This is a genomic window from Limimonas halophila, from assembly GCF_900100655.1.
Lineage (GTDB): Bacteria > Pseudomonadota > Alphaproteobacteria > Kiloniellales > Rhodovibrionaceae > Limimonas > Limimonas halophila.
Genome location: NZ_FNCE01000004.1, coordinates 157,577 through 170,352, shown reverse-complemented (window position 1 = coordinate 170,352; position 12,776 = coordinate 157,577). Strand labels below are relative to the sequence as shown.

Below are 12,776 nucleotides of genomic sequence, written 5' to 3'. Positions count from 1 at the left end.
GCGCATTCGCATGGGTGCGGGGATACGGCGCCTCAACCGGACGAGCGCATCTCACAGCGGGCGCGAGCAGCCCGGCCGCGCCCGTGACGCAGAGGGGGAGTCATGAAGATCGAGCGACGCTACACGCGCGCCGACCGCGAGGTGTTCGAGGACATGCCCTTCCGGGCGACGACGAGCGAGATCCGCAACCCGGACGGCTCGCTCGTCTTCCGCCAGGAGGGCCTGGAGGTGCCGGCCGACTGGAGCCAGGTCGCCAGCGACATCCTGGCCCAGAAGTACCTGCGCAAGCGCGGCGTGGCCTCGCACCTGAAGCGCGTCGAGGAGAACGACGTGCCGAGCTGGCTGTGGCGTTCCGTCCCCGACGAGGACGCGCTCGCCAGCGAGCCGGACGCCGAGCGCGACGGCAGCGAGACCAGCGCCAAGCAGGTCTTCAACCGCATGGCCGGCACCTGGACCTACTGGGGCTGGAAGGGCGGCTACTTCGACACCGAGGCCGACGCGCGCGCATTCTATGACGAGATGCGCTACATGCTCGCCACGCAGATGGCGGCGCCCAACTCCCCCCAGTGGTTCAACACCGGGCTGCACTGGGCCTACGGCATCGACGGGCCGAGCCAGGGCCACTACTACGTCGACCCCTTCACCGGGGAGATGACGGAGTCCAAGAGCGCCTACGAGCACCCCCAGCCGCACGCCTGCTTCATCCAGTCGGTCAACGACGACCTGGTGAACGACAACGGCATCATGGACCTGTGGGTCCGTGAGGCGCGGCTGTTCAAGTACGGCTCGGGCACGGGCACCAACTTCTCCTCCGTGCGCGGGGCCGGCGAGAAGCTCGCCGGCGGCGGGCGCTCGTCCGGGCTGATGTCCTTCCTCAAGATCGGCGACCGCGCGGCGGGCGCGATCAAGTCCGGCGGCACGACGCGCCGCGCGGCCAAGATGGTCACGGTCGACGTCGACCACCCCGACATCGAGGACTACATCGACTGGAAGGTGGTCGAGGAGCAGAAGGTCGCCGCGCTCGTCACCGGCTCCAAGCAGTGCAAGCAGCACATGCACGCCGTCATGGCCGCCTGTAACGCGTGGCGGGAGTCCGGCGAGGCCGCCTTCGATCCCAAGCAGAACCCGGACCTGAAGGGGGCCATCAAGGACGCCCGCGCCGCCCAGGTGCCGGAGAACTACGTCCAGCGCGTCATCCAGTTCGCGCGCCAGGGCTACACCGAGATGGTGTTCCCCGAGTACGACACGGACTGGGACAGCGAGGCCTACAACACCGTCTCGGGCCAGAACTCCAACAACTCGGTGCGCGTCAGCGACGCCTTCCTGCGGGCCGTGGAGAACGGCGAGGACTGGCCGCTGATCAACCGCGTGGACGGCAGCCGCGCCGGCACGGTCAACGCCAGCGAGCTGTGGGATAAGATCGGCTACGCCGCCTGGGCCTGCGCCGATCCGGGCATCCAGTACGACAGCACGATCAACGCCTGGCACACCTGCCCCAACTCCGGGCGGATCAACGCCAGCAACCCGTGCTCGGAGTACATGTTCCTGGACGACACCGCGTGCAACCTGGCCTCGATCAACCTCATGCCGTTCCGCGGCGAGGCCGGGTTCGACGTGGAGGGCTTCCGCCACGCCACGCGGCTGTGGACGGTGGCGCTCGAAATCTCGGTGATGATGGCGCAGTTCCCCTCCGAGGCGATCGCGCGCCTGTCCTACCGCTTCCGCACGCTGGGCCTGGGCTACGCCAACCTGGGCGGCCTGCTGATGGCCGAGGGCCTGCCCTACGACAGCGAGCAGGGCCGCGCCATGGCCGGCGCGATCTCGGCTGTGATGACGGGTGAGTCCTACGCCGCCTCCGCCGAGATGGCGAGCGAGCTGGGCGCCTTCCCCGGCTTCGCGGAGAACCGCGAGCCCATGCTGGCGGTGATGCGCAACCACACCCGCGCGGCCCACGGCGCCGAGGCGGGCTACGAGGGCCTGACCCACGCGCCGGTGGCGCTGGACCACGCCAACCTGCCCGACCGCAACCTGGGCGAGGCCGCCAAGGCCGCCTGGGACCGCGCGCTGGAGCTTGGTGAGGAGCACGGCTACCGCAACGCGCAGGCCACGGTGATCGCGCCCACGGGCACGATCGGCATGGTGATGGACTGCGACACCACCGGCATCGAGCCCGACTTCGCCCTGGTGAAGTTCAAGAAGCTGGCCGGCGGCGGCTACTTCAAGATCATCAACCGCACCGTGCCGGAGGCGCTGGCGAAGCTCGGCTATCCGGAGGATCAGGTCGAGGCCATCGTCCGCCACGCCGTCGGCAACGGCACGCTGGAGAACGCGCCCGGCGTGAACCACGACGCCCTGCGCAAGGTCGGCTTCACCGAGGAGGCGCTGGCGAACCTGGAGGGCGCGCTGGGCAGCGCCTTCGACATCCGCTTCGCCTTCAACAAGTGGACGCTGGGCGAGGTGTTCTGCAAGCAGACGCTCGGCTTCACCGACGCCCAGCTGAACGACATCGGCTTCGACATGCTGGCCGCGCTCGGCTTCAGCGAGGAGGCCATCGACGCCGCCAACACCTACTGCTGCGGCGCCATGACGGTCGAGGGCGCGCCCTACCTGAAGGCCGAGCACCTGCCGGTGTTCGACTGCGCCATCGCCTGCGGGCGCAAGGGCACGCGCTCGCTGTCGGTGGAGAGCCACATCCGCATGATGGCGGCGGCGCAGCCGTTCATCTCGGGCGCGATCTCCAAGACGATCAACATGCCCAAGGCGGCGACGGTCGAGGACTGCAAGGACGCCTACAAGCTGTCCTGGCGTCTCGGCCTCAAGGCCAACGCCCTGTACCGCGACGGCTCCAAGCTGTCGCAGCCGCTGGCGGCCTCGCTGATCGCGGACGACGAGGACGAGGACGCCGAGGAGGTCGCGGACGCGGTGGCCGAGGCCCCGGCCCAGGAGCGCGCGCAGATGATCACTGAGCGCGTGGTCGAGCGCGTGATCGAGAAGCGGGCCGAGCGCCGTCGCCTGCCCGGCCGGCGCAAGGGCTACACGCAGAAGGCCAACGTGGGCGGCCACAAGGTGTATCTGCGCACGGGCGAGTACGAGGACGGCGATCTGGGCGAGATCTTCATCGACATGCACAAGGAGGGCGCGGCCTTCCGCTCGCTGATGAACAACTTCGCCATCGCCATCTCGATCGGGCTGCAGTACGGCGTGCCGCTGGAGGAGTACGTGGACGCGTTTACGTTCACGCGCTTCGAGCCCTCGGGGATGGTCGAGGGCAACGACACCATCAAGATGGCGACCTCGCTGCTCGACTACATCTTCCGCGAGCTGGCGGTGAGCTACCTGGGCCGCGACGACCTCGCCCACGTCTCGCCCAGCGACACCTGGCCGGACGCCGTCGGCGAGGGCGAGCAGTCGGCGCTCGGCGAGGACGAGGTGCAGGAAACGGTGCGCCGCTACGCCTCCACCGGCTACGTGCGCAACGCCCTGACGGTCTATCACGGCAACCAGGGCGGCGAGACGACCGCCCGCGCCGCCGGCGGTGGCGGCGGCCCGGTTGGCGGCTCGGCGGCCGCCAGCGCGGGCACGGCCACGGTGAGCACGACCACCCGCCCGTCCGGCGGCACGTCCACCGGCGGCTCGGGGCGCGACCGCGCGATGGCGGAAGCCCGCCTCAAGGGCTACGAGGGCGACGCCTGCGATTCCTGCGGCAACTTCACCCTCGTCCGCAACGGCACCTGCCTGAAGTGCGTCACCTGCGGGAGCACGACCGGGTGTAGTTGACGATTATCAGCGATGCGGTGGTTGCAAACCACCGCATCGCCTACGATAATCCTTATATGAGGAACTCAAAACATATTATCTTATAGAGAGTATTGACATATGGTGTACAGAAAGCGCGATATGGATTCACTTGTCTATACGCTCTATGATTTTCTCCCTTGGACCAAACACCCAAAGGGTAAATATTATTACACCATTCCTGCTGTCGCTGAAGACCTCAGCGCCCGTCATCTTATTCCTGACGTCCACAGCAAGTCTTATGGACTATTTCTTCTGCTTTCTAACGCAATACAAACGGACAAAGCAATATTTGCAAACCTCGTCACCAATATTGTTCTTCGCGGTCTAGAGAAGCCAAAAAACAGGGGGCAAATCACGCAAGATCAAGTCTTAAAGGTCGTCGAACAATGTGAAAGAATTGGCATACGCATAAAAACTTTAAAATCTGATAAAATTATAGAACAAATTCCGCAGAATCAGGACGAGAATGAATACTTCATTAAATGGCTCCATGACATGGACAAAATGGAGAGCATTCGCCGCGGGCGCGAGTTTGAGCAATTCTTAAATGAGCTTTTTGACTTTTTTCGGCTTTCGCCAAATCCAGCTTTTCGCCTAAAAAACGAAGAAATCGACGGGAGCTTTGTCCTAGGACATACGCCATATTTGCTCGAAGCCAAGTGGCATACAAAAAAATTGGGGTCGAAGAGCTCCAAAAGTTCCATTCTAAGCTTATAGGACGACCAGATTGGGCAAGAGGAATTTTTGTAAGCTATTCAGGTTTTGCGAGCGGAAGTCTAGAAGCTATATCTAGCGGACGCCCGACAAAATTTGTGTGCATGGACGGAACTGACATTGAACAATGCTTAGAGAATCGGATGAATCTGAAAACGATCATTGAGGAAAAAGTTCGATACAGTGCCGAGACCAACTCCCCTTTTGTTCCCGTAAAGAACTTACGTATCTGAACGCATAAGGCAGCGGAAAAGCGACCGTGCGGCGGCTTCGCCCGCCACGCGCTCCATAGACGGCGCGCGGCGGGCAAGCCGCCTTTCCGCACCGGTGGTTCGGCGCGTGCGGTCATGTCGGATTGCCGCCTTCGGCGGCAAATCCGCCTTACATGGTAAGGTTCGTTTCCATCGCCCTGCCACGGCACGGCCGGCATCGTGGCGGCCCGCTCGTACAGCGCCGTCAGGCCGTCGTTGTCGCTTTGACACCACGCGCCGCCCCGGCTACGCGAGGCCGCATGTTGACCGGGCGGCAAATCCGCATGGCGCGCGCCGCGCTGGACTGGAGCCTGCGCGTCACGGCCGAGCGCGCGGGCGTTCACGAAAACACCGTCCGCCGCATCGAACGCGGCGAAAACACCAACCCCGGCACCCTCTTCCTGCTCAAATCCACCTTCGAGGCCGCCGGCGTCACCTTCCTCGACAACGGCGGCGTCGTGCCGCCAGAAATAGAGACATTGTAATCACCGAGAATTAGCATCGGATTGTCAGTAGTTTTACTTCTGAAAACCGATATTATTATAATATACAAACTCGCCACCGTGCCATGAATAAATATACTTCCGTATTTAAGCATATATGTTGCAACGTTTTTGAATAATATAGATTATAAAAAATGATATGTGTTAATACATGCAAAGCAAAAAACGTTTGACGAGATATAGATAAAGGTTTAGAAGAAGTTAGTATTAAATATGCTATTAGCATAACGTGAGCAGTTTAGCGTTCGGAGGTATGTGTTGACTGGAGAGGTAGAATGCGAAATGAGCCAAGGCAACGGCGGACGATTCAATCGTACCGGTGATGAGGACAACGAAGGTCAACCCAAGACGTTTTCTATAAGATCTATAATACTGGAAAAAGGCGCTACAGTCGCACCCTTATTTTATTTTATTGTCGCCATATATGGTGGCGTTCTTGAATATATTAAGTTACAATCTTATGGTATAAATTTTGCTTATTATGCAACAGTTAGTGATTTAGTGTTTGCTCCCTTTCGCAATGTCGGCATACTCGTTATCTCCATAGGAATTTTTTACTTGTGCGGGCTTATGGCTAAAAAAATAAACAAAGGTTACAGATCTCGGGCAATAGGTTCCTTTATTGGACTTATTATTGGACTTGTTTTTGTCTGGTTTTTCCACGGCACGCCTTCGGTTACCAAAGCTGTTTATAATGAATATTGTTTCGCTTTTAAACGCGGGGAGAAGAATAGTATCATTCGAGGACATCTAATTTCGAGCTTGGGGGACCACGTTTTTATTGCAGATAGCAGCATTGAAAGCGAGCACTGGACTATTCATACAATAGTTTTAAAAAGTGATAATATCGATATAATGGGGCGTCAGACGATTTTTGATGCAAACGATACGAACATTTTAGAACGAATGGCGCTCAACGGCGATCAATATCGTGATTGCACCCATGCAAACAATAGTTAGGTGAAACGGCGCATGCTACATTCAGCCTGGGGACCACCTCACAACACCCCGGCCATGAAGCCGGCGCCCATGAGGATGAGGATGGCGGCGGAGAGTTTGGGCAGGTGCGGGGCCAGGTGTTCCAGGCGGTGCTGCCAGCGCTGGTAGCCCGCGATCAGCGCCAGCGTCAGCCCCGTGATCGCGGCGATCACCGTCAGCGCGTAGACCAGCATCAGCTCCAGGCACAGGTTCGAGCCGGCGCATAGCCCGATGATCTCGAACTCCTCCTCGTGCGCGAAGCCGAGCGCGAAGGCCGCACCCGCCAGGCCCCAGAGCGTCGTGCCGCCCTCGCCGGCCGTCTCGCCGTCATCGTGATCGTGATGATGGTGGTGGTGATGCCCGTGCGCGTGGCTGTGCCCGTGCCCGCCCCGCACGACATGGCGCAGCTCCCACAGGCCGAGCGCGATCAGCAGCGCGCCGGCGGCATAATGCATCCACCACAGCTCGCCCAGCGACAGCCACGCCTTGGCGCCGAAGAACACCAGCACCACGGCAATGCTGCTGATCAGGTGCCCGGTGCCCAGGATCGCGCCCGCCGCGAACCCCGCCGCGTAGCGGTTGCGCCGCGCCACGCCGTAGCTCGCCGCCAGCGGCCAGCCGTGGCCCGGCTCGATCCCGTGCAGCAGGCCGAGCCCGATCGCCCCGGCCAGCACGGCCAAGCTTCCGTCCAGCATCACGTCTCCCGATCCGGATTGTCGCGCGGCGCGGAGTGGGCCGCCGCGAACCGGCGGCCGGGGCCATTCTCATATCAGCGAGCCAGTCAATTCATAAGCTTCGAGTGCATAGATAGCCCCATCCCCCTCTGGGTTTCGGGCCGTCGCCCCAAACCCGTCTCCCCCTTCCCCTGCAAGGGGAAGGGGGAGATTATAGAGGGGGTTGGGGTCGATACTTTCTTTAACTTGGCGGTATCAAACGTCCGCCACCGTCTCCCGCCGCAGCATGTCGACGACGCGGCGCAGGGCCTCGGTGGGTTCCAGGCCGTCGGTGAGGCCCTGTTCATAGGTGCCGAGCTGCCAGTGCGCCGAGGTGCCGCGGCGCAGGATCTCGCGGGCGTGCAGCACCTCGCGCAGGCAGCCCGCCTCTTCGGCGTCCGAGTGGATGTGGCCGATCAGTTCTTCCAGCAGGGTCGCGTAGGGCACGATCTCGCCGCGGCCGAAATCCACCAGCCCCTCGTCGATGCCGTAGCGCTGCGCACGCCAGCGGTTTTCCTGGATCAGCATGTTGGCGTAACGCCGCCAGCGCTGGTTGTTGCGCTTCAGGCGATAGAGCAGCTTCAGCAGGCACTGGAAGATCGCGGCGATGCAGATGCCGTCCTCCAGGCGCGTGCACACGTCGGTGATGCGCATTTCCAGCGTGGGGAAGCGCGCGGAGGGGCGGATGTCCCACCAGATCTTGGTGCCGTCCTCCAGCACCCCGGCGCGTTTCATCGTCTCCAGGTGCCGGGCGTAGGTGGCCCAGGAATCGAACTGCTCGGGCAGGCCGGTGCGCGGCAGCTCGTCGAACACCGCCAGGCGGTAGGATTTCAGCCCCGTGTGCTCGCCGCGCCAGAACGGCGAGGAGGTGGACAGCGCCAGCAGGTGCGGCAGGAAGTACGTCGCCTGCCCCATCAGGTCCATGCGCAGTTCGTCGTCCTCGATGCCGACGTGGACGTGCATGGCACAAATGATCATGCGCCGCGCCACCGCCTGCATGTCGCGGGCGAGGACGTTGTAGCGCTCCTTGTCGGTGTGCTTCTGGCTGGTCCAGGCGGCGTAGGGATGGGTGGACGCCGCGATGGGCGCAAGGCCGTAGTCGCCCGCGATCTCCGCCACCGAGCGGCGCAGGTGGGCGATCTCGCCGCGCAGCTCGTGGATGTCGCGGCAGATGCGCGTGCCGACCTCCACCTGACAGCGCAGGAACTCGGGGCTGACGCGCTCGCCCAGGCGCGCCTCGCAGGCGGGCATCAGCCCCTCGGGCGCCTCGCTTACGAGATCCCGCGTCGCCGGATCGACGAGCAGGTATTCCTCTTCCATGCCCAGGGAGAAGGACGGCTCGCTGGCGATCATCGCGCCTCCGCCGTTACGTCCGTCGAGACGAATACAAGGCCGGATCCTTCAGCAGCGCCTTCAGGTCGTTGGCGAGCGTGTCCGCCCACGCCTGCTGCTGGCCGGTGGTGCGCAGCAGGTCCTGGCGCAGTTCCAGCAGCAGGTTCGCCAGCCCACGCCCGTCGCCGTGCACGTTGGCCGTGTAGCCGTGGCCGTGCCGGCCCGAATAGGGCTCGTTGTCGCCGACGACGTGGCCGCGTTCGGCCATGGCGTCCATGAAGGGCGCGGCGAGGCGCGTGTCCTCGTCCCACAGCACGCCGATCTCCCAGGGGCGCTCCTGGCCGTGCATGACCGGCGTGAAGGAATGCACCGAGATCAGCACCGGCGCCGGCCCGCGCGCGTCCAGCGCGTCCAGGCGGCGCTCGATCTCGCCGTGATAGGGGTGGAAGAAGGTGTCCACGCGCCGCTGAACCGCGCTTTCGCTCAGCCCGCGGTTGCCGGGGATGACGGTGTTCTCCGCCACCGTGGGCACCAGCGTCGGGTCGTCCAGCTGGCGGTTGGGGTCGATCACCAGGCGCGAGAAGTGGGAGAGCACGCACGCCGCGTCCAGGTGCCCCGCCAGCCGCCGCGCCACCGCCGCCGCGCCCGGATCGTAGGCGATGTGGCGCTCGAAGTGGCGCGACTCCAACCCCAGACTGCCGAAGGCGCGCGGGACGAAGGCGCTGGCGTGGTCGCATACCACCAGCACGGGCGCGCGGCCCTCGGGGTTGTGAACCCACCAGGGCGCGGGCTCGTCCGGCGCCAGCAGCGAATGGCTGTAATGCGGATGCGGGGTGACGTCATTCATGGTGGCGGCATGGTAGAGAACTTCGCTGGGCGGCGAAATGCGGAGCTGGCACGGCCATGGACGACCTGAGCCTCATCATCACCACGCTGGGCGCGCTGCTGCTGCTGGGCATGCTGGGCGATCTGGTCTCCGCGCGGCTGCCGATTCCGCGCGTCACGCTGCTGGTGGTCGCGGGGCTGGTCCTCGGCCCGGCCGTGACCGACACGCTGCCCGCGCAGGCGCAGGACTGGTACCCCTTCATCAGCAACCTGGCGCTCTTGATGGTGGGCTTCCTGCTGGGCGGCAAGTTGTCGCGCGACACCCTGGGCCGCGTCGGCAAACCGGTCCTGGTGATATCCGTCTTCGAGGTCGTCGCCACGGTCGTGCTCGTGGCCGCCGGGCTGGCCGCGCTCGGCGTGCGCCCCGAACTCGCGCTGGTCCTCGCCGCCATCGCGCCCGCGAGCGCGCCCGCGGCCGTGACCAACGTGGTGCAGGAGCTGCGCGCCGGCGGCGACATGACGGACACGCTGCTGGGCGTGGTCGCCATCGACGACGCCTGGGGCCTGATCGTCTTCTCCGCCCTGCTCGCCACGGCGCAGGGGCTGACCGGCGACGCCGGGGGCTGGGCGGCGCTGGAACACGGCGCGCGCGAACTGGGCGGCGCCCTGGTGGTGGGGATCGTGGTGGGCGTGCCGGCGGCGTTCCTGACGGGCCGCCTGCAACCGGGCGAGCCCACGCAGGCCGAGGCGCTGGGTGTGGTCCTCCTGGCCGGCGGACTCGCCATGTGGCTGGAAGCGTCCTTCCTGCTGGCGGCCATGCTGGTGGGCGCGACCGTCGCCAACCTGGCCAGCCACCACGAGCGCCCCTTCCACGAGATCGAGAACATCGAGTGGCCCTTCATGGTGCTCTTTTTCGTGCTGGCCGGGGCGTCGCTGCACCTGGACGCGCTCTCGTCCGTGGGGCCGATCGTTCTCGCCTACATCGCGCTGCGCGCCGTCGGGCTGTTCACCGGCGCCTATGCCGGCGGCTTCGCCGCGGGCACCAGCAAAAGCGCGCGACGCTGGCTCGGCGCGGCCATCATGCCGCAGGCCGGCGTGGCGCTCGGCATGGCGCTGGTGGCCGGCAACGCCTTTCCGGCGCTGCGCGAGTCCATTCTGTCGCTGGTCGTGGCCTCGACCGTCGTGTTCGAGCTGTCCGGCCCCATCCTCACCCGGCTGGCCCTCGTGCAGGCGGGCGAAGCCGGCAAGGGCACCGGTCGTGTCGGCGAGGCGTGAGCCTCCCCCGGACGGGTTGCGCCCGACGCATGCCAGGGCGCACGCGGCCCCGCGCGCGGGCCGCACGGCTTGACCTCTCGTTCTGGGTCAGCATGCTGCGCCGCGAAGAGCCGCGGTTCGCCGGCATAACCTTCGCCCCGGCGCCGCCAGACACGCCCGAGGTTGAGGCCAACCGTGAGCGCCGAACAGACCGATCCCCGTTTCCGCCCCATCCCGCGCGAGCGCGTGGCCGACCGCGTCGCGCAAGAGCTGCTCAAGCTGATCCGCGCCGGCACGCTCTCGCCCGGTGAGCGCCTGCCCGGCGAGCGCCATCTGGCCGAGATGATGAACGTCTCCCGCGTGTCCGTGCGCGCGGCCCTTCAGCAGCTCAAGGACGAGGGCTACGTGGTGGCGCTGCAGGGCGGCGGCACGCGCGTCATCAGCACGGTGGACCAGCAGGACACCCCGCTCGTCCGCCTCGTCTCCGCCGACGTGGGCAACCTGCGCGACCTCGCCGAAATCCGCGACAACGTGGAGGTCTGGGCCGCCCGCCGCGCCGCCGAGCGCGCGGACGACGCGGACATCGCCGCCATCGAGAACGCCCTGGCCACGATGGCCGATTGCGCGGTCGACCCCGCCGAGCGCGCGGAGGCCGACCACGCCTTCCACATGGCCATCGGCAAGGCCGCCAAAAGCCCCGTCTACACGCACATGCTGGACATGCTTGGCGGGGTGTTCGGGCGCAGCATCGGCTACCACCGCTCCGCGCTCCAGGCCGAGGACGCGCGCCAGAATCTGGTGGAGCAGCACCGCCGCATCCTCGACGCCATCCGTCGCGGCGACGCCGACGAGGCCGCCGCCGCCATGCACGACCACCTGCAGAGCATGCTGACGCTCTTCGGCCCGCAGGGCGCCGTCGCGGACGACCGCGACGACGAGGCCCCCGCGGCTCAGCCGTACAGGTAGGACACCGCCGCCACGGCGCCCATCACGCCCGCCACGTCCGCGGTCAGCCCCGTCACCAGGGCGTGGCGCGAGCGCCGCACCTGCACCGCCCCGAAATACACCGCCAGGACGTAGAAGGTCGTCTCCGTCGAGCCCTGCATCGTGGAGACGAGGTAGCCGACGTAGCTGTCCGGGCCGATCGCCGGGTCCTGGATCGTCGATGCCACGACGCCGTAGGCCCCCGACCCCGACAGCGGGCGCAGCAGCGCCATCGGCAACGCGTCCCCCGGCAGGCCGATGAGGCGCGTGACCTCGCTCAGGGGCGCGATGATCAGTTGCAGCGCCCCGCTGTCGCGCAGCATCCCCACTGCGACCAGGATCGCGACCAGATACGGGATGATGCGCAGCGCCACCTGAAAGCCGTCGCGCGCGCCCTCAACGAAGACCTCGTACACCGGCACGCGCTTGGCGAAGCCGAAGCCCAGCAGCAGCAGGATCAGCCCCGGAATGATCCACGGCGCCAGTTCCTGGCCGTACACCACGGTCGTCGGGATCAGCGCCAGCACGCCGCCGAGCACCAGCATGGAGATCCAGGCGGGATAGCCCTGCTCCGCCCCTTTCAGCTCGTCGGCGTAGGTGGTCTCCGCCTCGTCCTCGTCCAGGGGCGTGCGCTGGGGCGAATCCTGGGCCGGATCGACGACGTCGGGTTCCTGATCCGCGATGCCGGGAACGGGCTGCGGCGGGCTCCAGACGCGCTGCAGCGTCTTCGCCGTGACGATCGCCACGGTGGTCGAGCACAGCGTGGCGAACAGCGTCGTCGGCACGATCCCCGCGGGGTCGGCCGACCCGGCGGAGGCGCGCAGCGCGATGATCCCCGTGGGCAGCAGCGTCACCGAGGAGGTGTTCAGCGCCAGAAACAGCACCATGGGGTTGCTGGCGCTGCCCTTCGCCGGGTTCAGCTTGTCGAGCTGCTGCATGGCGCGGATGCCGAAGGGCGTCGCCGCGTTCCCCAGGCCCAGCACATTCGCCGAGAGGTTCAGGATCATCGCGCCCATGGCCGGGTGATCCGTCGGCACTTCGGGGAACAGCCGCACCATCACCGGCCGCAGCGCCTTGGCGACGATGCGCAGCAGGCCGCCGCGCTCCGCCACCTTCATCAGCCCCAGGAAGAGCGCCATCACGCCCACCAAGCCGATCGCCAGTTCGACCGCGCCCTTGGAGGCGTCGATGATGCCCGTCCCCAGCACCTCCATCGGGGGCGTGGGGTCCTCGGCGCCTTCCGGCGGCGCCCAGGTAACGTGACGGTACGCCGCCACCGCAAACGCAATAGCGACCAGCGCGAAAAAGACGACGTTCACGACTCACCCCGAACTGTCGGCAGTTTGACGCCACCAGTCATGCCGGTGGACGCCCGGCGGGTTCCCCCTCAGCGTCAATCTTGTCCTGGCGTGGCACGTTCCGAC

Annotated in this window: 10 protein-coding genes; 6 read left to right on the top strand and 4 right to left on the bottom strand. The window is 65.5% G+C overall.

The features are described from left to right. The first annotated feature begins 102 nt into the window (after window positions 1-102). From BLQ43_RS07660 to BLQ43_RS14340, 4 genes are all read left to right on the top strand, one after another. Entirely contained in the window at window positions 103-3,777 is a 3,675-nt protein-coding gene (locus BLQ43_RS07660) for a vitamin B12-dependent ribonucleotide reductase (protein ID WP_090019547.1), read from the top strand. Between the two features lie 99 nt (window positions 3,778-3,876). Further along, complete coding sequence (locus BLQ43_RS14345) at window positions 3,877-4,515, top strand: hypothetical protein (RefSeq protein WP_176758573.1); 639 nt, start codon at window positions 3,877-3,879, stop codon at window positions 4,513-4,515. Between the two features lie 508 nt (window positions 4,516-5,023). Then, the gene (locus BLQ43_RS07655; protein WP_245659504.1) at window positions 5,024-5,248 is read left to right on the top strand and encodes a helix-turn-helix domain-containing protein; all 225 of its coding nucleotides are present in this window, start codon (window positions 5,024-5,026) and stop codon (window positions 5,246-5,248) included. Between the two features lie 300 nt (window positions 5,249-5,548). Next, complete coding sequence (locus BLQ43_RS14340; RefSeq protein WP_143006193.1) at window positions 5,549-6,226, top strand: hypothetical protein; 678 nt, start codon at window positions 5,549-5,551, stop codon at window positions 6,224-6,226. A 38-nt stretch (window positions 6,227-6,264) separates the two neighbouring features. Here the strand turns inward: BLQ43_RS14340 and BLQ43_RS07650 are convergent, their stop codons facing one another. The 3 genes from BLQ43_RS07650 to BLQ43_RS07640 all read right to left on the bottom strand — a co-directional run bounded on the left by BLQ43_RS07650 (window position 6,265) and on the right by BLQ43_RS07640 (window position 9,136). Then, a complete protein-coding gene (locus BLQ43_RS07650) occupies window positions 6,265-6,939 on the bottom strand; it encodes a hypothetical protein (protein ID WP_090019546.1) in 675 nt (224 codons plus the stop codon). Window positions 6,940-7,173: 234 nt separating this feature from the next. Then, window positions 7,174-8,310 (bottom strand): carboxylate-amine ligase, encoded by a 1,137-nt coding sequence (locus BLQ43_RS07645; RefSeq protein ID WP_090019545.1) that lies wholly within the window; start codon window positions 8,308-8,310, stop codon window positions 7,174-7,176. 13 nt (window positions 8,311-8,323) lie between these two features. Continuing rightward, entirely contained in the window at window positions 8,324-9,136 is an 813-nt protein-coding gene (locus BLQ43_RS07640; protein ID WP_090019544.1) for an N-formylglutamate amidohydrolase, read from the bottom strand. Window positions 9,137-9,192: 56 nt separating this feature from the next. On the opposite strand from BLQ43_RS07640, the gene BLQ43_RS07635 reads away from it, so the two are divergent. Together BLQ43_RS07635 and BLQ43_RS07630 are read left to right on the top strand one after the other, a co-directional pair. Beyond that, complete coding sequence (locus BLQ43_RS07635) at window positions 9,193-10,389, top strand: cation:proton antiporter (protein ID WP_090019543.1); 1,197 nt, start codon at window positions 9,193-9,195, stop codon at window positions 10,387-10,389. 174 nt (window positions 10,390-10,563) lie between these two features. Beyond that, window positions 10,564-11,334, top strand: coding sequence for a FadR/GntR family transcriptional regulator (locus BLQ43_RS07630; RefSeq protein WP_090019542.1), 771 nt, complete (start codon window positions 10,564-10,566; stop codon window positions 11,332-11,334). On the opposite strand, the gene BLQ43_RS07625 is transcribed toward BLQ43_RS07630, so the two are convergent. Next, window positions 11,319-12,671 (bottom strand): nucleoside recognition domain-containing protein, encoded by a 1,353-nt coding sequence (locus BLQ43_RS07625; protein WP_090019541.1) that lies wholly within the window; start codon window positions 12,669-12,671, stop codon window positions 11,319-11,321. The two genes, BLQ43_RS07630 and BLQ43_RS07625, sit on opposite strands and share 16 nt — an antisense overlap. Between the last annotated feature and the right edge of the window lie 105 nt (window positions 12,672-12,776).

Bases quoted from the DNA above. Each gene is read 5' to 3' on its own strand.
- BLQ43_RS07640 (WP_090019544.1), bottom strand. From the start codon at position 9,136: ATGAATGACGTCACCCCGCATCCGCATTACAGCCATTCGCTGCTGGCG.
- BLQ43_RS07660 (WP_090019547.1), top strand. From the start codon at position 103: ATGAAGATCGAGCGACGCTACACGCGCGCCGACCGCGAGGTGTTCGAG.
- BLQ43_RS14345 (WP_176758573.1), top strand. From the start codon at position 3,877: ATGGTGTACAGAAAGCGCGATATGGATTCACTTGTCTATACGCTCTAT.
- BLQ43_RS07655 (WP_245659504.1), top strand. From the start codon at position 5,024: ATGTTGACCGGGCGGCAAATCCGCATGGCGCGCGCCGCGCTGGACTGG.
- BLQ43_RS07650 (WP_090019546.1), bottom strand. From the start codon at position 6,939: ATGCTGGACGGAAGCTTGGCCGTGCTGGCCGGGGCGATCGGGCTCGGC.
- BLQ43_RS07635 (WP_090019543.1), top strand. From the start codon at position 9,193: ATGGACGACCTGAGCCTCATCATCACCACGCTGGGCGCGCTGCTGCTG.
- BLQ43_RS07645 (WP_090019545.1), bottom strand. From the start codon at position 8,310: ATGATCGCCAGCGAGCCGTCCTTCTCCCTGGGCATGGAAGAGGAATAC.
- BLQ43_RS14340 (WP_143006193.1), top strand. From the start codon at position 5,549: ATGAGCCAAGGCAACGGCGGACGATTCAATCGTACCGGTGATGAGGAC.